15 protein-coding genes and 1 pseudogene are annotated in these 16,771 nt (G+C 70.6%); 10 read left to right on the top strand and 6 right to left on the bottom strand.

All coding sequences use genetic code 11. From position 1 onward, the window contains the following. From SM757_RS24520 to SM757_RS24495, 6 genes are all read right to left on the bottom strand, one after another. A partial coding sequence (locus SM757_RS24520; protein ID WP_322467407.1) for a secretin N-terminal domain-containing protein occupies nucleotides 1-999 on the bottom strand: 999 nt, incomplete at its 3' end. Beyond that, nucleotides 996-1,568, bottom strand: coding sequence for a type II secretion system protein GspM (gene gspM, locus SM757_RS24515; RefSeq protein WP_322467406.1), 573 nt, complete (start codon nucleotides 1,566-1,568; stop codon nucleotides 996-998). The genes gspM and SM757_RS24520, both read right to left, overlap by 4 nt. Then, nucleotides 1,565-2,866, bottom strand: coding sequence for a type II secretion system protein GspL (gene gspL / locus SM757_RS24510; RefSeq protein WP_322467405.1), 1,302 nt, complete (start codon nucleotides 2,864-2,866; stop codon nucleotides 1,565-1,567). The genes gspM and gspL overlap by 4 nt, the downstream gene beginning before the upstream one ends. A gap of 25 nt (nucleotides 2,867-2,891) precedes the next feature. Beyond that, nucleotides 2,892-3,641 carry a PulJ/GspJ family protein gene (locus SM757_RS24505; protein WP_322467404.1) on the bottom strand — a complete coding sequence of 250 codons (750 nt, stop codon included), beginning with the start codon at nucleotides 3,639-3,641 and terminating at the stop codon, nucleotides 2,892-2,894. 10 nt (nucleotides 3,642-3,651) lie between these two features. After that, nucleotides 3,652-4,041, bottom strand: coding sequence for a type II secretion system protein (locus SM757_RS24500; RefSeq protein ID WP_322467408.1), 390 nt, complete (start codon nucleotides 4,039-4,041; stop codon nucleotides 3,652-3,654). Beyond that, the gene (locus SM757_RS24495; protein ID WP_322467403.1) at nucleotides 4,038-4,532 is read right to left on the bottom strand and encodes a pilus assembly FimT family protein; all 495 of its coding nucleotides are present in this window, start codon (nucleotides 4,530-4,532) and stop codon (nucleotides 4,038-4,040) included. The genes SM757_RS24500 and SM757_RS24495 overlap by 4 nt, the downstream gene beginning before the upstream one ends. A 472-nt stretch (nucleotides 4,533-5,004) precedes the next feature. On the opposite strand from SM757_RS24495, the gene SM757_RS24490 reads away from it, so the two are divergent. The 10 genes and pseudogenes from SM757_RS24490 to gorA all read left to right on the top strand — a co-directional run bounded on the left by SM757_RS24490 (nucleotide 5,005) and on the right by gorA (nucleotide 16,768). Beyond that, nucleotides 5,005-8,253: a two-partner secretion domain-containing protein gene (locus SM757_RS24490; RefSeq protein ID WP_322467402.1), complete on the top strand. Its 3,249-nt coding sequence runs from the start codon at nucleotides 5,005-5,007 to the stop codon at nucleotides 8,251-8,253. Nucleotides 8,254-8,362: 109 nt separating this feature from the next. Continuing rightward, nucleotides 8,363-9,331 carry a substrate-binding domain-containing protein gene (locus SM757_RS24485; RefSeq protein ID WP_322467401.1) on the top strand — a complete coding sequence of 323 codons (969 nt, stop codon included), beginning with the start codon at nucleotides 8,363-8,365 and terminating at the stop codon, nucleotides 9,329-9,331. 10 nt (nucleotides 9,332-9,341) lie between these two features. Next, a pseudogene (locus SM757_RS24480) lies at nucleotides 9,342-11,240 on the top strand (ShlB/FhaC/HecB family hemolysin secretion/activation protein). A 16-nt stretch (nucleotides 11,241-11,256) separates the two neighbouring features. Further along, on the top strand, nucleotides 11,257-11,697 hold the full coding sequence (gene exbB, locus SM757_RS24475) for a TonB-system energizer ExbB (protein ID WP_322467400.1): 441 nt from the start codon (nucleotides 11,257-11,259) through the stop codon (nucleotides 11,695-11,697). Further along, on the top strand, nucleotides 11,690-12,079 hold the full coding sequence (locus tag SM757_RS24470; RefSeq protein ID WP_322467399.1) for an ExbD/TolR family protein: 390 nt from the start codon (nucleotides 11,690-11,692) through the stop codon (nucleotides 12,077-12,079). The genes exbB and SM757_RS24470 overlap by 8 nt, the downstream gene beginning before the upstream one ends. Further along, a complete protein-coding gene (locus tag SM757_RS24465; protein ID WP_322467398.1) occupies nucleotides 12,076-12,951 on the top strand; it encodes a TonB family protein in 876 nt (291 codons plus the stop codon). Before SM757_RS24470 ends, SM757_RS24465 begins: the two co-directional genes overlap by 4 nt. A 41-nt stretch (nucleotides 12,952-12,992) precedes the next feature. Continuing rightward, entirely contained in the window at nucleotides 12,993-13,892 is a 900-nt protein-coding gene (gspK, locus tag SM757_RS24460; RefSeq protein WP_322467397.1) for a type II secretion system minor pseudopilin GspK, read from the top strand. Between the two features lie 136 nt (nucleotides 13,893-14,028). Further along, nucleotides 14,029-14,622 carry an antitoxin Xre/MbcA/ParS toxin-binding domain-containing protein gene (locus tag SM757_RS24455; protein ID WP_322467396.1) on the top strand — a complete coding sequence of 198 codons (594 nt, stop codon included), beginning with the start codon at nucleotides 14,029-14,031 and terminating at the stop codon, nucleotides 14,620-14,622. Further along, nucleotides 14,619-15,095 (top strand): RES family NAD+ phosphorylase, encoded by a 477-nt coding sequence (locus tag SM757_RS24450; RefSeq protein ID WP_322467395.1) that lies wholly within the window; start codon nucleotides 14,619-14,621, stop codon nucleotides 15,093-15,095. The genes SM757_RS24455 and SM757_RS24450 overlap by 4 nt, the downstream gene beginning before the upstream one ends. Nucleotides 15,096-15,352: 257 nt before the next feature. After that, on the top strand, nucleotides 15,353-16,768 hold the full coding sequence (gene gorA, locus SM757_RS24445; protein ID WP_322467394.1) for a glutathione-disulfide reductase: 1,416 nt from the start codon (nucleotides 15,353-15,355) through the stop codon (nucleotides 16,766-16,768). Nucleotides 16,769-16,771: the final 3 nt, after the last annotated feature.

The raw sequence follows: 16,771 nt of genomic DNA, 5'->3' as shown, positions 1-16,771 counted from the left end.
CAGCGCGGCGCGCAGCGTGGGCGCGAGCTGCACGGCGTCGCCGAACTTCAGGTAGACCACGTGCATGTTGCCGGCCGCCTGCTGCGCGGTGGGCTGGTCCAGTTGCTCGACGAGCTTGCGCGTGAGCGCTACCCGCGCCGGGTTGGCCGCGCGCACCAGCAGGCTGTTGGTGCGCGGGTCGGCCAGCACCGTCACCGGGTAGCCCTCGCCGGCGCGCGCGGCGGGGTTCCTGGGCGCCGCGTTGGCGTTGCCCGCGCTGGGCGCCGCCGCGGCGCCGCCCTCCAGCATGCGGTTGACCAGCACCGCCAGGTCGCTGGCGATGGCGTGGCGCAGCGCGACCACCTCCACGTCGCTGGCCGGGCTGACGTCCAGCGCCGTGACGATGCGGGCGATGCGCTGCAGGTTGTCCGCGTAGTCGGTGATCACCAGCGAGTTGTTGCCGGCGTTGGCGTTGATGGTGTTGTTCGGGCTGATCAGCGGCCGCAGCACCGGCACCAGGTTGTTCGCGCTCTCGTGGTTGAGCACGAAGATCTGGGTCACGATCTGGTTGCCGGCCGGCCTGGCGGCACCGTCGCTGACGACGCTGCTCTGCAGCTTGGCCTCGGCCTCCGGCAGCACCTTGTGGATGCCGCCCGCTTCGACGATGGCGAAGCCCTGCAGCCGCAGCGCGGCCAGGAACTGCTCCCAGGCGGCCTGCGGCGCGATCAGCGCCTCGCTGACCAGGTTGAGCGTGCCCTTGACGCGCGGGTCCACCACCAGGTTGCGCCCGGTGATGACCGCCATCCCGCGGGCGACGGTCTCGATGTCGGCGCCCACGAAGTTCAGGGTCACGGGCTCCCGGGCGGCCAGCTTGGCGGCCGGCCGGGCGGGCGCCTGCTGCGGGGCACCGCCCGGGCTGGCCTGCGCGCCGGGCCCGGCGAGCGCGGCACACAGGGCGGCGGCGGCTGAGGCCCGCGGCACCCGCGCGGGGAACGAAGGGAAAGCGGTACGGACACTCATGGGTTCGGACGGGCTGCGGGCAACGCGAAACTCAGCCGGCCGTTCCACAGGCCCTCGCCGGTGGCTTCGAGGCTGGCCTGGACCGGCGCGGCGTGGACCGCCTCACGGAGGTGAACGAGCCAGTCGAACATCAGCTCCGCCGGCGCCTGGCTGAGCGTGACGGCGGGCGGCTCCTCCTTCTCGGCGCCGACCTGCGCCAGGGCGCCCAGGTGCTGTTCGGTGGCCTGGCGCCACGCGAGCGGGGCGTCGGCGTCGGGCGGCTGGTGGGCACAGGCGCGCAGCCCCTCGGCCTCGGCCGCCAGCGTGCGCATCGCGGCGATGTCCAGGTCGAGCCGGCGCAGCTCGTCCGCGGCGCCGCCCAGCGTGCGCAGGGCCGGCGCGATGGCGACGCTCCACAGCCCGAACGCACCCACCAGCGCGGCGCCGGCAGCAACCAGGCGGCGTTCGCGCGGCTGCAGCGCCGCCCAGCCCTGGCGCAGGTTGCGGCGCCAGGTGTGGCGCGATGAGGCGATGAAGGCGCCCAGGGCGCCGCGGGGCGGCGGGGAGGGTGGTGTCGGAGGGGGGGTCATGGGGCCTCGGCCAGGTTCAGGGTCCAGCGCTGGGGGGTGGGGTCCGCGGAGGCCCGGGGGCCCGCAGCCGCCCCGGCCGCAGCCGCAGGCCGCAGCCGCAGCCCGTAGCGGGCCAGCTGGTCCTGCGCGAGCACCGCGTCCGCCGCGTCGAGGCCCAGGCCATCGACGCGAAGCTCGCCGTGCTGGTAGTCGATGCGCTGGACCTGCCGCCCCGCGGGCACCGCGCCGGCCAGGGCCTGCAGCAGGCTCTCCAAGTCGTCCGCAGCGGCCCGCCCGCAGTCCTGGCGCATCTGCCCCACGCCGCGCGCCAGCTGCGCGCGCGCATCGACCACGACGCGCGTGCCCGGCATGCCGGCCAGCAGGAGCTGGCGCACCGTGTCGCGCCGCGCCTGCAGCTCCTGGCGCTGCAGCCAGGCCCAGCCGTTGAGGGCCGCCAACTGCGTGGCGAGCAGCAGCAGGCCCACGCGCGCGAAGCGCCAGGACGGCTCCCGCAGGAAGCGCCCGGCCGCCCGCCCGGCGCGGCGTCGTGCCCGCTCCAGGCCGCCTTGCCGCAGCTCGAACTGCGCCAGGTCCCAGCCGGCGGCGACGCCGTGCAGCCAGTCCTGCTCGGTCGGACGCAGCCGCAGCGCGAGCTGCCGCCAGGACGGGCCCAGCTCGGCCACCTCGGGGATGGCCTCCAGCCGCTCGGGCGGGCCGCTCCACGCCTGGGCCAGCTCGTCCGGCGCGTGCACGGGCCTGCGCCACACCCCCTGCGGGCCGCACACCTGCAGCCAGGCCTGCCGCCGCTCGCCCAGGCCCTCGACCGTGAGCAGCCCCTCGGTGCCGGCCTGCGCCGATCGCGGCCAGGCCGCCGGCACGATACGGCGCACGCGCAGCCCATGGCGCTCCAGTTGCTGCATCTGCCCGGTGAGCCACGACTTGTCGCAGCAGGCCAGCCAGGCCTCGCGCGGTGCCGCTGCGTCGGCCTGCACGCCCGGCTCCAGTGCCAGATGCAGCGCGGCGGGGGCGTCCAGCACGCGCTCCTCGACCAGCCCTTCCAGCACCGCGCGCAGCCGGGCCGGGCGGGTGGAGCGCGGCAGCTGGGGCAGCGTCACCCGATGCCATGACAGCGCGGCGGCCGGCACGACGGCGATGGCCGGCTGGTTCGCGGCGCCCTCAACACCCGCTGCGAGGCCCGCCAGGGATTGCTCGCCACGCTGGGCCAGCGACACGCCGTCCGAGCTCACCGCGTAGCGCAGCGCCGGCCCCGCGGCCGAGGCAGCGCTCATCGGATCAGGAAGGGCGATGAACAGCGTCATGGCCAGGCCTTTACGTTCGCGGCGCTCATTGCACGGTGGCCAGCGTGGGCCGGAGCCAGTCACTCACGATGCGGCCCGCCAGGGCACTTCCGGCCTGGGGCGGCAGCGTCAGGACGAGGCGCACCGCGTCGGGCGGAGGCTGCAGCGGGGTGTCCGCGGCCACCGGGTCGCCGCCGCGGCTGTCGTCGGCCCCGGCCGGTTCGGCGACCCGCCGCGCGCTCGACTGGGCGTGGCTCCAGGCGTTGTCCCTGAAATAGAAGAGCTGCCAGTCCGAGGCCGGCACCACGATGGCCCCGCCTCGCGCCGCAGGCCGACCCAAGGGGCCGGTGCGGGCCCATTCGCCCGCGTCCAGCCAGGCCCGCCGCAACTCGCCGTGGGTGCGCAGCGGGCTGGAGACCCAGCGTTGCCAGGTGATGCCTCGTGCGCTGTCCAGGCGCAAGGCCCAGGCGACCAGCATCAGGCTCGCGTCATCCAGCGCGCTGCGCCGGGTGATGCGCAACACCTGGCCGTTGAAGTCCACGGCACTGGCCAGGCCGGATTCCTGCAGGGCATCCAGGTCGGTGCGCCACTGGAGCAGGCCGGACGCCAGTGCCAGGCCATGGCCGCTGCGCTGCCGGGTGCTGTCCTGCACCCGGGACATGGCATCGAGCGCGCGCCAACCCATCAGCGCCATCAGGCCGAGGATAGAGAACGCCACCAGCAGCTCGACCAGCGTCAGCCCCGCCTGCCGGCCCGCGGCCGCTGCGCCGGCACGGGAAGGAATGCGTCGTCCCACGGCCATCGCCTCACCTCACCTGCAGGCGGGCCTGCGCGGTGGACAGCCGGAGCACGGGCAAGCCCTCGCGCAGCACCTGGACGTCGATGTGGCGGGTGTCGGCCCGCGCCGTCGTGCGCACGCCCAACTGCACCACGTACTGCAGGCCAGCCTGCTCGCAGCGGCGCTCGCTGCGGCCCAGGCCCGGAAGCTCGCGGCGCAGACGCAGCTCGATCAGCACGTTCTCGGCGCACAGCCGGCCCAGCAGCAGGTCGTTCTGCCACGCGGCACCACGGATGAGCGAGGCCCCGGCCTTGTGGCTGGCGATCAGCGCGATGGCCATCACGGCCAGGGCCACCAGCATCTCCACCAGCGTGAAGCCCCCGGCACGCGCCCCGCGGCCCCTTGGCCGCGCGCTCAGCGCGCGACGGCGAACGGGGCCAGCCCGTCGCTGGCGATGCGCACGCGATACGGCCCCAGCACCAGGGTGAGCGCCTGCGCCTGCAGCATGGGCTCGGGCCCCAGCACCAGCTCCCCGGGGGCGGCCACCTGCACTTGCGGCGTCAGCCAGGCAACGGTGCGGCCCTGCGCCGTCCCGGTGAAGCCGAAGCCCCCGGGCCGCGGCTGCCAGCGCACCAGCCGGCCTTGCAGGCGCGACTGCGCGCGGGCGCCCTCCAGCATCGCGGCCAGGCGCATCGCCTCGCGCTCCAGCGCATCGCGCCGGGCATCGGGCAAGGCCGGCTCCACCAGCATCGTGCCCAGCGCTACCAGGCTGATCACCACCAGCAGCTCGACCAACGTGTAGCCCGCGTGCGGCGCCGGCCGGCGCCGCCATGGCGCCCTCGACGGGTGTGACGAAGCCGTCGAGCGGCCTGCAGCCGGCGGAGCCGGGAAGGTGCCTGGGAAGGTCATGGGACGAAGCGAGGACGGGCACTTGGAGGTAGGCGGTCTGGACCTGGAATGCCCGTGTTCTGCAAGTCCCGCGCCGGGGCCGCGGCGCGCCGTCGCTCCAGGGCGGCAGCCGCGCCCATGCCCGCCGCGCCGCGTGGGTTTCCTCACAAGCGCGTGCGGTTTTCGACAGCGTTGTAACGTTTGCTACATAGCGTCCAGCACCGAGGTGCGTCGCCGCCATCGCCATATCCGAACGGCTGCAGCCGCGGGCCGCCGCAGAGGCTCCCTATAGAGAAGCGCTGCGTTCATCGCACGGTGCCCACGCCACGGGGCCGCCGCGTTCACAGCTTCGAGATCAAGCGCCTGAGCGTCTGGCATAGGCATTGCAAGATGCAACGCTATGAACTCAGATACATCACGACTGACAGAGGGCGCTCGGCTGCCTCAGGGTCGGCGGGCCCTCCGGTTCGCCAGGAGCAGGCTGGCCACGGCCGTGGCCTTGATTTGGGTCTCGCCGCCGCTGCTGGCCGCCCCGGCGGGCGGCGTGGTGGCCAGCGGCGCGGCCACCATCGTCCAGCGCGGCAACAGCACCGAGGTCAGGCAGTCCACGCCGAAGGCGGTCATCAACTGGCAGGGCTTCTCCGTCGGCGCCAACGAGAGCGTCAACTTCAGGCAGCCCGGCGCCTCGGCCGTCCTCCTCAACCGCGTCGTCGGCCACGAGAAGAGCGTCATCGAGGGCGCGCTCAACGCCAACGGCAAGGTCTTCCTCGTCAACTCCAACGGCATCCTGTTCACGCGAGGCAGCAGCGTGAGCGCGGGGAGCCTGGTTGCCAGCAGCCTAGACATCGGCGACGGCGACTTCCTGGCTGGCCGCTACACCTTCAGCAAGGCTGGCCCCGGCACCGGCGGCGCGGTCGTCAACCTGGGCACCCTGGCTGCGGCGCCGGGCGGCCACGTGGCGCTGCTGGGCGCGAGCGTCTCCAACCAGGGCCTCATCACCGCGGCCAAGGGCACGGTGGCGCTGGCGGGGGGCGACAAGGTCACGCTCAACTTCAACGGCGACTCCCTGCTGAGCGTGACCATCGACCAGGGCGCGCTCGACGCGCTGGTCGAGAACCGGCAGGCCATCCACGCCGACGGCGGCACCGTGCTGCTCACCGCCAAGGCTGCCGACGAGCTGCTGGGCAGCCAGGTCAACAACAGCGGGATCATCCAGGCGCGGACCATAGACGAGCTCAAGGGCTCCATCACCCTGCTGGCCCAGGGCGGCACCACCACCGTCCGCGGCACGCTGGACGCCTCCGCGCCCCGGGGCGGCGACGGCGGCTTCATCGAGACCAGCGGCCGCAAGGTGGCGATTGCCGAGGAGGCGACAATCACCACCCGCTCCACCCACGGCGCTGCCGGCACCTGGCTGATCGACCCGGACGGCATCACCATCGCCAACCTCGGCGGCGACATGAGCGCCACGCTGCTGTCCCGGCTGCTGCGCGACAACAGCATCGAGATCCAGTCCACCCTGGGCAGCAGCGCGGGCGGCGACCTCAACGTCAACGACGCGCTGAGCTGGGCCGGCCGCACCACGCTGACCCTGACCGCCACCCGCGACGTCAAGGTCAACGCCGCCATCACCGCCACGGGCGCCGGCGCCGGGCTGGTGCTCAAGGCCGGGGCCGACATCGACATCAACGCGCCCGTCACCCTGGCGGGCCGCGGCGCAACCCTGGCGCTGCGCTATGGCGGCGACTACCACCTGCGCACCCCGGCCAGCTACAGCGGCGCCACCCTCGATGCCCAGGGCCAGCCGGTGGCCCGGCAAGACGGCAGCGGCGGCGTGTACGGCAGCCTCACCCTCACCGCGGCGGATGCCCGCCTGAGCCTCAACGGCCAGGACTACACCCTGATCCATGGCATGGACCAACTGGCGGCGCTGGACGACACGGCCGGTACGGCCCGCGGGTATTTCGCCCTGGCGCAAAACCTGGACGCGGCGAGTTGGAGCGCGGCCCACAAAGGTGCCGCGGCCGTCATCAACGAATTTGGCGGCATTTTCGCCGGCCTGGGACACACGGTATCGAATCTCACGCTCAATGCGCCCGAGGCCAGCAATGCCGGACTGGTCGGCAGGGTGGTGGAGACCAGCACCCTTCGCGATATCGGCGTGACCAGAGCCAATATCACGGCCAACAGTTATGCCGGCACCTTGCTCGGGACGTCGGATGCCGAGGTCAATATCAGCAATGCATATGGTACGGGGCACATCACCGTAACGGCGTGGGGCGCCCGGGTCGGCGGCTTGCTGGGCTTTCTGTACGGCACCGTCAAGAGCTCCTATGCCGACGTCGGTATTCAGGCCGACGCCTCCAATTCCAATCTGGGTGGACTGGTAGGCAACGCAATGCTGTTCGATATTCAATATTCCCACGCAAAAGGGAATATTGGCTCCGGGATCGGCATGACTGCAGGCGGCCTGGTGGGCTACGCGGCCAGAGGGTCCATTTCAAATTCCTACGCCACCGGCAACATCAAGGGGGCGCCTGATTCTCAATCCCTGGGGGGGCTGGCCGGTGGATTTTCGACATCGACAGCGAATATCGGCGTGACCAATTCGTTCGCCACCGGGAACGTGACCGGCGGCACCAAGCTGGGTGGCCTGATCGGGGCGATGGGTGCGTCAAACAGCCGGGGAACCATCACCCTCGACAACGTATATGCCACCGGCACGGTAACCGCGAACCAATCCACTGAAATCACCACCGGAGACGGTGTGGGTGGATTGATCGGTTATGCCAATGCCTCCCGAATGACCTTGAACATTTCCAAGGCACATTCGACCGGCGATGTCGTCGTCAACAGCCCCTACGTCACCCGGGCCGGTGGATTGATCGGCTCGGCCACGGTGAAGGAGGGAACGGTTTCAGACAGCCACGCCAAGGGGGATGTAGTGGCGCTCGCCATGAATTCCGGATGGACCGGCGGCTTAGGCGGTTATTTCTCGGGGATGAGCGTTGCCAATTCATATGCCACCGGCGATGTCTCGGGCGGCTCTAGTACCGGGGGATTGCTCGGGGCCTTGGCGGGCGGCGGGTCCATTTCCAGGTCGCACGCCAGTGGCAGCGTTTCTGGATATGCCGGGGCCGGCGGGCTGGTGGGAGTCAACAGCCACGGCCTGATCACTGAATCCTACGCCAGCGGAAATGTGGGCATTTTGGGCCAGGCTGGCCCGGCCCCGGCCGGCCAGGCCGCAGGTGCCCTGGTCGCCGTGAACGAGGGCGAAATAAACAATTCCCAGGCCACCGGCAGTGTCCGCGGTACAGGCAAATTCGTTGGCGGCCTGGTGGGCAACGACTACGGCACGGTCAGCAACAGCACCTATACCGACGTGGCGGCGGAGGCTGCGGCCAGGGCAGCGGCGGAGGCGGAAGCCCGAGCCGCTGCGCAGGCCGCAGCCAGGGCAGCGGCAGAGGCCGAGGCCCGTGCCGCCGCGCAGGCCGCGGCCAGGGCAGCGGCGGAGGCCGAGGCCCGCGCCGCCGCGCAGGCAGCCGCCGGCCAGCTCGATGCGGTGAAGGCGGCCCCGCGTGCCGTGTCCCAGCTCCAGGCCGCCGCCGGCCGGCGCCCTGATTCCATCGACAGCCATATTCAGATCAACGAAATGTCCGAATACAAGGCGGACGTGCGGGCCATCGAAGTTGACGGTGTCCGCTATGAATTGGAAGACGACAAGAAAAAGGAGAGTCGCTAGACCTCCCCAGCCAGGATGCGGAGCTTCTGCCAGTTGGGAGGGGTTTTGGTTCTCGCAGCCTACTGCCGTCATCGGGAACGCTGCCATTTAAACTCAAGCAAGGTGTGAAATGAAGTTTGGTATCCGTCAAGCCATTTCGGTACTCGCCCCGGCAGTATTGGCCGTCGTCGCTTCCCATGCAGGAGCCGCCACGACGTGCACCTATGTCCCCAGCAGCGCGACCTCGGCCTCCTTTGTAATTGCCGTGGCCTCGAATTTCTATGAGCCGGCCCAGGCCTTTGCCCAGGATTTCCTGTCCAATTCCGGCACCACGGCCACGGCGGTCCAGGTCTGCGCCGATTCGACCGGCAACCTAAAAAAGCAGATCAACGGCACCGCGTCCATGCCGGCAGCCGTGGGCTCCAAGAAATACAGCCTGCTGCTCGCGGCCGATGCCGATACGCCGGCCTATTTCGACACGGACCCGACCGGTTCGACCTTTAAGCAGACCGGCGCGAGCGCCTTCCTTTATGCCTACGGTATTCCGGTGCTCTACAGCCAGAAGGTCGCCAAGGCCAACCTGGTGCAGACCGCGACCCCTGGCGCCACCGCGAGCGGATATGCCAACCCGGTCAAGGTCAACCAGACCTACGTGACGAAACTGGCTATCGGCAACCCCACCCTGGCGCCTTATGGGGTGGCCGCCGATGACATCTTGGTGGACATGGGCCAGTCCGGATCCACGACCGACCTGGGCACGAGTTACACCTCGAACTGCTCGCCGTCCTGGACCTGCACCTACAGCAATATCGACTACACCCAGCAGGCCATCCAGTACGCCAGCAACAATATCAAGGCGGGATTCGTCTCCAAGGCCCAGATGTGTTCGGACTCCATTTCGAGCTCCTACTACATCGAGTTTCCTGACTACCAGACCACGCAAAAAGGCATTCTGATCAATTCCACCAACTCCACGCAGAACGCCTACAGCGCCAGCATGGTCGGCTTCATGAACACCAAGAAATCCGCCGATGCCGATTCGGACGGTATTTCCGACTGGAATGAATTCCTGATCAGCCGCTGCTACAAGCAAATCTGACGCCCCTGGCATGAGCCGTCTTCCCCTTGGCATTTTCAGAGGGGAAGCAATATTCCTTCTTTTTCTGCCCGGCCGCAGTGAATCTCGGCGCAGGCTCATTCCCGATTCCTCGCTCACGGAACGCCCGATTGCGGCAGTTTCCCTGCTGCGGGCGAATTCAAAACAAAACCGACCCTCCACCATGCGCTGTACCCGCCCCCGCAACCTTCTGCCCACCCTCATCGCGATGGCGGCTCACCTGGCCTGTGCAGGCGCCTGGGCGCAGACGGCGGCGCCATCCCCGCCCGTGCCTTTCGGCGCCGGCGACGCGCTGCGCCAGGCGCAGCCGCTGCGCCCCGAGAGCCGGCCCACGCCGCCGGCCGCGCCGCAGATCGTGGAGCCGCCCGCGCCGCCGCTGTCGCTGGCCGACGGGCAGACGCTGGCGGTGCGCGAATTCAGGTTCGAAGGGACCGAGGAGGTGCCCGAGGCCGAGCTGCAGGCCCTGGTGGCGCCCTACCGGGGACAGACGCTGAGCATGGCTCGCATCAACGAGGTGGCGGCCCAGGTCACTGCGCTCTACCGCAGCCGGGGCTGGCTGGTGGCGCGGGCCTACGTGCCGCGCCAGGACGCCAGCGCCGGCACGCTGCTGATCCGCGTGCAGGTGGGCCGGTACGGCCGCTTCACGCTTCGCAACGCCTCGCTGGTGGGTGACAGGCTGCTGGAGGGCGTGGCGGCGTCGCTGGCGGCCGGGCAGGCCGCGGTGAGCCGGGCGGCGCTGGAGCGCGCGATGCTCACCATCTCCGACATGCCGGGGGCGCAGTTGCCGCGGCTGACCGTCGCCGCGGGCCAGGCGCCGGGCAGCGCCGACTTCCTGCTGGACGTGCCGGCCGGCCCGCGCTGGGGTGGCTGGCTGGTCGTGGACAACCTGGGCTCGGCCTACACCGGCAAGAACCGGCTCAGCGGCGGCGTGGAGCTGAATTCACCCCTGGGCCAGGCCGACAAGCTCACGCTCAGCGGCATGGCGGCCGAAGGCGGCCGGCTGGACAACGGCCGGCTGGCCTACGCCGCCGCATTGGCCGCCAACGGCCTGCGCGGCGAGCTGGCCTGGTCGAAGACCACCTACGAGCTCGGCGGCGCGTATGCCGACCTGGCGGCGCAGGGCAACGCACGCTCCCTGGAGGCCGCGCTGAGCTACCCGCTGCTGCGCAGCCGCGAGCGCAACCTGCACCTGGGCCTGGGGTTGGCCGCCAGGCGGCTGCGCGACGACATCGGCGCGGAGAGCTCGTCGGTCCGCAAGCGGGCCACCGCCGGCACCCTCGGCCTGCGCCACGAGGACTGACGCGGCCTGGCCGGGCTGCCGGGCCAAACCACGGCCAGCGGCTCGCTGGTCATCGGCCAGCTCGATTTCGACGACCCGGCACAGGAGGCGCTCAACCGCGGCGGCGCGAACACGGCGGGCCGCTACGCCTACCTGAAGCTGGCCGCGGCGGCGCAACTGGAGCTGGCCCCGGCCTGGAGCCTGCGGGCCGGCGCGAGCATCCAGAAATCCCTGGACCGCAACCTCGACCCGAGCGAGCAGATGAACATCGCCGGCCCCGAGGGCGTGCGCGCCTACAGGGAGACGGTCAGCGGCGACAACGGCTATCTGCTGAGCGCGCAATTGCGCTACGCGCTGCCGGCGGCGGGCCTGGCCGAGGGCTTCTCGCATGCGCTGGGCGTGTTCGGCGACCTGGGCCGGGTGTACCTGCAGCACGGCGGCTACAGCAGCGCCGCGGGCGCGCGGCTGTCGGACGTGGGCCTGGGCTACCACCTGCAGCACCGGTCGCTGTCCGGCTCGCTGCAAGTGGCCCATGCGGTGGGCGCGCAGCCGGACAGCGCCCGGGACCACGGCCGCACCCGGGTGCTGCTGCAGGCAGGCCTGAGTTTCTGAACCACGGGAGCACGGCATGGAAAACGCGAAGAACATGGACTGGCTGGGCGGCGCCATCGACTACGGGGTGATCGGCGTGCTGATGCTGCTGAGCGTGCTGGTGGTGGCCATCGGCATAGAGCGCACGCTGTACTTCCGCCGGGTCGAGGCCCAGCGCATGCCCGACATCAAGTCCCTGGAGCTGGCGCTGACCCGGCGGCTGTTCGTGATCGCCTCGGTGGCGAGCAACGCGCCCTACCTGGGGCTGCTGGGCACGGTGTTCGGGATCATGCTGACCTTCTACCGCATGGAGCACGGCGGGGCGATGGACCCGTCGCAGATCATGCTGGGGCTGGCCCTGGCGCTGAAGGCCACCGCGGCGGGCCTGGTGGTGGCGCTGGTGGCGGTGGCCTTCTACAACACGCTGCTGCGCCGGGCCAAGGTGCTCATGCTGCAGTGGGAGATCGCGCATGGATGAACGGCCGTTCGAGCACATGAACATGGTGCCGTTCATCGACATCATGCTGGTGCTGCTGGTGATCGTGCTGACGACCTCCAGCTTCATCGCCAGCGGGCGCATCCCGGTGCACCTGCCGCAGGCCAGCGCGCAGCGCAGCGAACGCGACCCGCGCGAGACGCGGACCATCGACATCGATGCGGCCGGCACGGCGCACTTCGAAGGCCGGCCGCTGAGCGTCGAGGCGCTCAAGGCGCAACTGGCGCCTATGGACAAGGCCACGCCCTTCCTGCTGCGCGCGGACCGCACGGTGCAGTTGCAGCGCTTCGTGGACGTGGCCGATGCGCTCAAGCAGCTGGGCATCTCCAAGGTGGCAGTGCAGACGCAGAGCACGAGACCGTGAGCGCCCTCCTTGCCACCGGCGCGTTGGCGAGGCCGGCCGCGCGGCCGGGCGCCCGCTTTCCCGCGCCGGCCGAGCGGGCTTCGGCGCCGGCCGCGCAGACTGGGCGTGCCCATGACGCCCGGGGCCTGGCCTTCTCGCTGCTGGTGCATGCCCTGCTGGCCCTGGCGTGGCTGGCGTTCGAGAGCTTCGAGCCGCAGCCCGTGCGGCGGGAGAGCCCGCTGGCGGTCGAGCTGTTCGGGATGGTGAGCCATCGGCAGGTGGAGCAGCAGCAGCTGGGCCGGGACGAGGGCCGTGCCGCGGCCGACGCGGCGCCCCCTTCGGCCCAGGCGCCGCAGCCGCGCGCGCCCGTGCCGGCCCGCCCCGAAGCGCCAAAGGAGCGGCACGAGAAGCGCTTGCGCAGCGAAACGGCATCCGCCGCGCCGAGCCCGGTGCAGGTCAGCGAGCCCGCGCGCGAGCCGGTTGCGCCGCCAACCGCGGAGGAACCGGCGCCTGCCGCCATGCCGGCGGCCACGGGTACCCCGTCTTCAGCCCTGGGGGGCGAGGAACAGCGCCTGCAGCAGGCGGTGCCGATGCGCGAGCCCTCCGCCGACCTGATCCGCCAGTACCTGGCCGGCTTGAAGAAGGCGATCCAGCGCCGGCTGGCCTATCCGGCGCAGGCGCGGGCGGAGGGCGCGACTGGCGCGCCCATCGTCCGCTTCGTCATCACCAGCGCCGGGGAGGTGCTGCCCGGCTCGCTGGGCATCCAGCGCAGCAGCGGCCATGGCGCGCTGGACGAGGCCGCCCTGCACGCCGTGCGGGCGAGCGTGCCGCTGGAGGCGCCGCCGCGGCAGATGGCGGTGGTGCTCACGCTGTCCTTCGCGCAGGAGCCGTGATGCGGGCGCGGGCGCCCGGCTCGCGCAGCCGGGGGGCGGCCTTGATCCTGGCGCTGCTCGTGGTGGCGCTGGTCACGACGCTGGCGACCTCCGCCTACTGGCTGCAGTGGCGCGATCTGGAGGTGGGCGCCGCCGACCTGGAGCGCCAGCGCAGCCAATGGATCCTGAACGCGGCCCTGGATGGGAGCCTTGCCGTGTTGAACGACGACGCCCGCGAGGCGGATCACCTGGCCGAGCCGTGGGCGGCGCCGCTGCCGGACACCCGTCTGTCGTCGATGGGCGCGCTGGGCTTCGCCTCCGAAGGCGAGGGCCTGCATCTGAGCCGACGCATCACCGACCTGCAGGGACGGCTGAACGTGGGTGACCTGGCGCGTTACGGCGAAGTGTCCGACGCGGGCTGGGCCGCCTTCACCCGGCTGTTCGAACGGCTCAACCTGCCACTGGCCGAGCTCACGCGCTTGAAGGCGGGGCTGCAGGCCAGCATGAGCTCGGCGGCCCCCGGAAATGATGCCGCCGCGGCGTTGCGGCCCGCGCGGCCGGACGATCTGCGGCGGCTGGGCTTGAGCGCTTCCACGCTCGAGCGGCTGGCGCCCTACATCGCCTGGTTGCCCATGCGCACGACCGTCAATCTCAACACCGCGTCGCCAGAGGTCCTCTATGCGGCCATTCCGAACCTGAACCAGGCTTCCGAGCACAAGCTGATCCAGTTGCGGTCCGGCACGCCCTTCAGGTCGCTGGAGACGGTCAGTACCAGCCTGTCTGCTCCCGAGGGCAGTGGGCCGGTGCCGCAGATCAGTGCCTCGTTGCACGGCGTCGGCAGCCGGTATTTCGAGATCGAGATTGCCCTGAGCAAGGCGGACCAGACGTTGATCGAACGTACCGTCGTTCAGCGGGACCGAACCGGAGTTCGGCTGCTTCAGCGGGCCAGTGCGCGGCAGTGATGCCTTCCGCGTTCGCCTGCCTGATTTTTGAGCCCACCAGATGCCGCCAAGCACATCAACGCCTTGCCACGGCGGCCGGCAAAAAACGTGCTGTCTCCAAGTGGTGGTAATCTTTCCGCCAAATGGAGTATTGGACATGACGGCCATCGCCCGCACCAAGAAGCCCCAGTCCCCCGTGACACCTCCGGTTGTCGCGGTGGGCATGCGCAGCCGTACGCCACGGCAGGGTGCCGGTGCGCGGCTGTGGGGCGTGCTCGGGCGCAGCGGCGCCCGTAACTCGCGGGCCGTGTTCCATGAACTGCTGGGCCTGGTCACCGACTGCCCGCCGGTAGACCTCTACGACGCCGTGGAGGAAGGTGTGCCGACCGCGGTGGTCTCGGTCATTGCCGGTGCCTTCGGCGGCACGAACGAGTCAGTGATGGCGCTCATTGGCGTTTCCGAGACCACCTTCCGACGCAAGCACGAAGCCAGTGAGCCGCTGCCCGAAGTGGCCGGCCATCGCGTCATGGGTTTCCTGCGCATCGTGGCGCGGCTGCAGCGGCTGCTGCAGGAAAGCGGCGACTCGGCGCAGCTGGCGGACTTCGACCTCGATGCCTGGGTCAGGGACTGGATGCGCGAGCCCTTGGCCGAGTTCGGCGGCAAGACGCCGGCGCAGATGCTGCGCAATCCGGAAGGCCAGCGCGCCATCGAGGAGCTGCTTGACCGCATGCGCGGCGGCCTGCCCGCATGACGGTGTCCCTCTGGCGCATCGCAGCCGACACACCTTCCTGGACGGCCGATGACATGGCAGGCAAGGGTGCGGCCCACAAGGGTGGCCGCTGGAACGGCCCCGGCGAGCATGTCACCTATGCGTCAACCACCATCGCCCTTGCGGCCTGGGAAACGCGCGCGCATCTGGGCCGAGGCGGCACACAGCTGCCTTTCAACCGATGCCTCGTGCGCATCGACGTCCCCGACAACGTGTGGGCTGCCCGCATGCAAGTGCCGCGGCCATTGCCTGTAGGCTGGAACGCCATCCCGGAAGGCCTGGTGTCACGCAGCATCGGCTCGGCTTGGCTGGCCGGGGGTGCTTCGGTACTGCTGGTGGTGCCCTCAGTCATCATCGAAGAAGAGGACAACGTGCTGATCAACCCGGCGCATCCGGATGCACGGCAGCTTCTGCCCGAGAAGGTGCGCCGGTTCCTTTACGACCCTCGTGTCTGAGGGAATTGGCGTCAGGCAAGCGCGCCTGCCGGGGTATGTGCATTTTTGTAGACGGCGCAACCATGAACAAGACCGCTGGGACAGCGCCAAGGCTCAATGCATTCCCAGCGTGTGTCATCAATAAGGTTTATGTGAAATTGATTGCCGTCATACCGAGGGCCGGCGCGAGGTGCCGGGCATGAGCCGTGGCCTGCCGCCACCGGCTCTATACACTGCCCGCCAGATCAACTGACCGTGATGGCCAGGGGGCGGTGGACATGGACAACGGCAAAGAGCTCGGCCCCATCGCGGCCTACGACCTGATCGTCATCGGCGCGGGTTCCGGCGGCGTGGCCGCATCGCGCCGCGCTGCCGCGCATGGCGCGCGCGTGCTCATCGCCGAGGCTGACCGCGTGGGCGGCACCTGCGTGATCCGCGGCTGCGTGCCCAAGAAGCTCATGATGTACGCCGCAAGCCATGGCCAGCTGCTGCGTGAAGCGGCCGGCTATGGCTGGGTGGGCATGGCGGGCCGCTTCGAAATGGAGCGCTGGGCCGACGCCAAGGCGCGCGAGATCACGCGGCTCGAAGGGCTCTACCGCGGGATGCTGGCCGATGCGGGCGTCGATCTCGTGAACGGCCGCGCACGGTTGCTGGGCCCCGGGCAGGTTGAAGTCGCGGGGCGCACGCTGCGCAGTGAACGCGTGCTCATCGCCACGGGTGGCTCGCCCGCCCAGGACGCCTTGCCGGGGCTGGACTTGGCCATGACCTCCAACGAGGTGCTCGACCTGCGGGAGGTGCCGTCCACGCTGCTGGTGGTGGGCGGCGGCTACATCGCCGTCGAGTTCGCCAGCATCCTGGCGGCGCTGGGCGCTCAGGTCACGCTGGCCTTCCGCGACGCGCTTCCGCTGCGGGGGTTTGACCACGATCTGCGCAAGCGCCTGGCGCACGCGCTGACGGAGCGCGGCATCACGCTCGCAGGCGGCGTGGGCTTGGATGCGCTGACGCACACCGCCGAGCGCTTCGAGCTGCAGCGGGCCGACGGCTCGGTGCTTGGTGCGCAGGCGGTTCTCAACGCCACGGGCCGGCGGCCCAACACGGCGGGCCTGGGCCTGGAGCAAGCGGGCGTGGACATCGACGAACGCGGCGCCATCACCGTGGACATCGACAGCCGCACCACGGTCCAAGGCATTTGGGCCATAGGCGACGTCACCAACCGCGTCAATCTCACGCCCGTGGCCATTGCCGAAGGGCGGGCCTTCGCCGACAGCGAGTTCGCCCACCACGCCGTGCGCGTGGACCACCGCACGGTGGCCAGTGCGGTGTTCACCGAGCCCCCCATCGCGACGGTGGGCCTGACGGAGACCGATGCGGCCCGCCTGGGCCCGGTGGACGTGTACGAATCCGACTTCCGGCCGATGCGCACCGCCTTCGTGGGCAGCCAGGCCCGCAGCTACATGAAGCTGGTGGTGGACGGCTTGAGCGACGTGGTCCTGGGCATCCACATGATCGGCACCGACGCGCCGGAGATCGTGCAGAGCCTGGCCGTGGCCATGACCTGCGGCGCCACCAAGCGCGACTTCGACCGCACGCTTGCCGTGCACCCGACGGCCGCCGAGGAATTCGTGCTGATGCGCGAGCCCACCCGCCGCCATGGCAAGCCGCCCCAGGGGCCTGCCGGTACCGCGCCAAGCTGAAGC

The sequence above is a fragment of the Azohydromonas lata genome (genome assembly GCF_034427735.1).
Lineage (GTDB): Bacteria > Pseudomonadota > Gammaproteobacteria > Burkholderiales > Burkholderiaceae_C > Azohydromonas > Azohydromonas lata.
The sequence above is the reverse complement of the archived record's forward strand: the minus strand, read 5'-3'. Positions and strand labels throughout refer to the sequence as shown.

What these genes read in the sequence shown, in the direction of transcription:
- gspM (WP_322467406.1), bottom strand. Translation starts at nt 1,568, where the DNA reads ATGACCCCCCCTCCGACACCACCCTCCCCGCCGCCCCGCGGCGCCCTG.
- gspL (WP_322467405.1), bottom strand. Translation starts at nt 2,866, where the DNA reads ATGACGCTGTTCATCGCCCTTCCTGATCCGATGAGCGCTGCCTCGGCC.
- SM757_RS24495 (WP_322467403.1), bottom strand. Translation starts at nt 4,532, where the DNA reads ATGACCTTCCCAGGCACCTTCCCGGCTCCGCCGGCTGCAGGCCGCTCG.
- SM757_RS24485 (WP_322467401.1), top strand. Translation starts at nt 8,363, where the DNA reads ATGAAGTTTGGTATCCGTCAAGCCATTTCGGTACTCGCCCCGGCAGTA.
- exbB (WP_322467400.1), top strand. Translation starts at nt 11,257, where the DNA reads ATGGAAAACGCGAAGAACATGGACTGGCTGGGCGGCGCCATCGACTAC.
- SM757_RS24470 (WP_322467399.1), top strand. Translation starts at nt 11,690, where the DNA reads ATGGATGAACGGCCGTTCGAGCACATGAACATGGTGCCGTTCATCGAC.
- SM757_RS24455 (WP_322467396.1), top strand. Translation starts at nt 14,029, where the DNA reads ATGACGGCCATCGCCCGCACCAAGAAGCCCCAGTCCCCCGTGACACCT.
- SM757_RS24450 (WP_322467395.1), top strand. Translation starts at nt 14,619, where the DNA reads ATGACGGTGTCCCTCTGGCGCATCGCAGCCGACACACCTTCCTGGACG.
- gorA (WP_322467394.1), top strand. Translation starts at nt 15,353, where the DNA reads ATGGACAACGGCAAAGAGCTCGGCCCCATCGCGGCCTACGACCTGATC.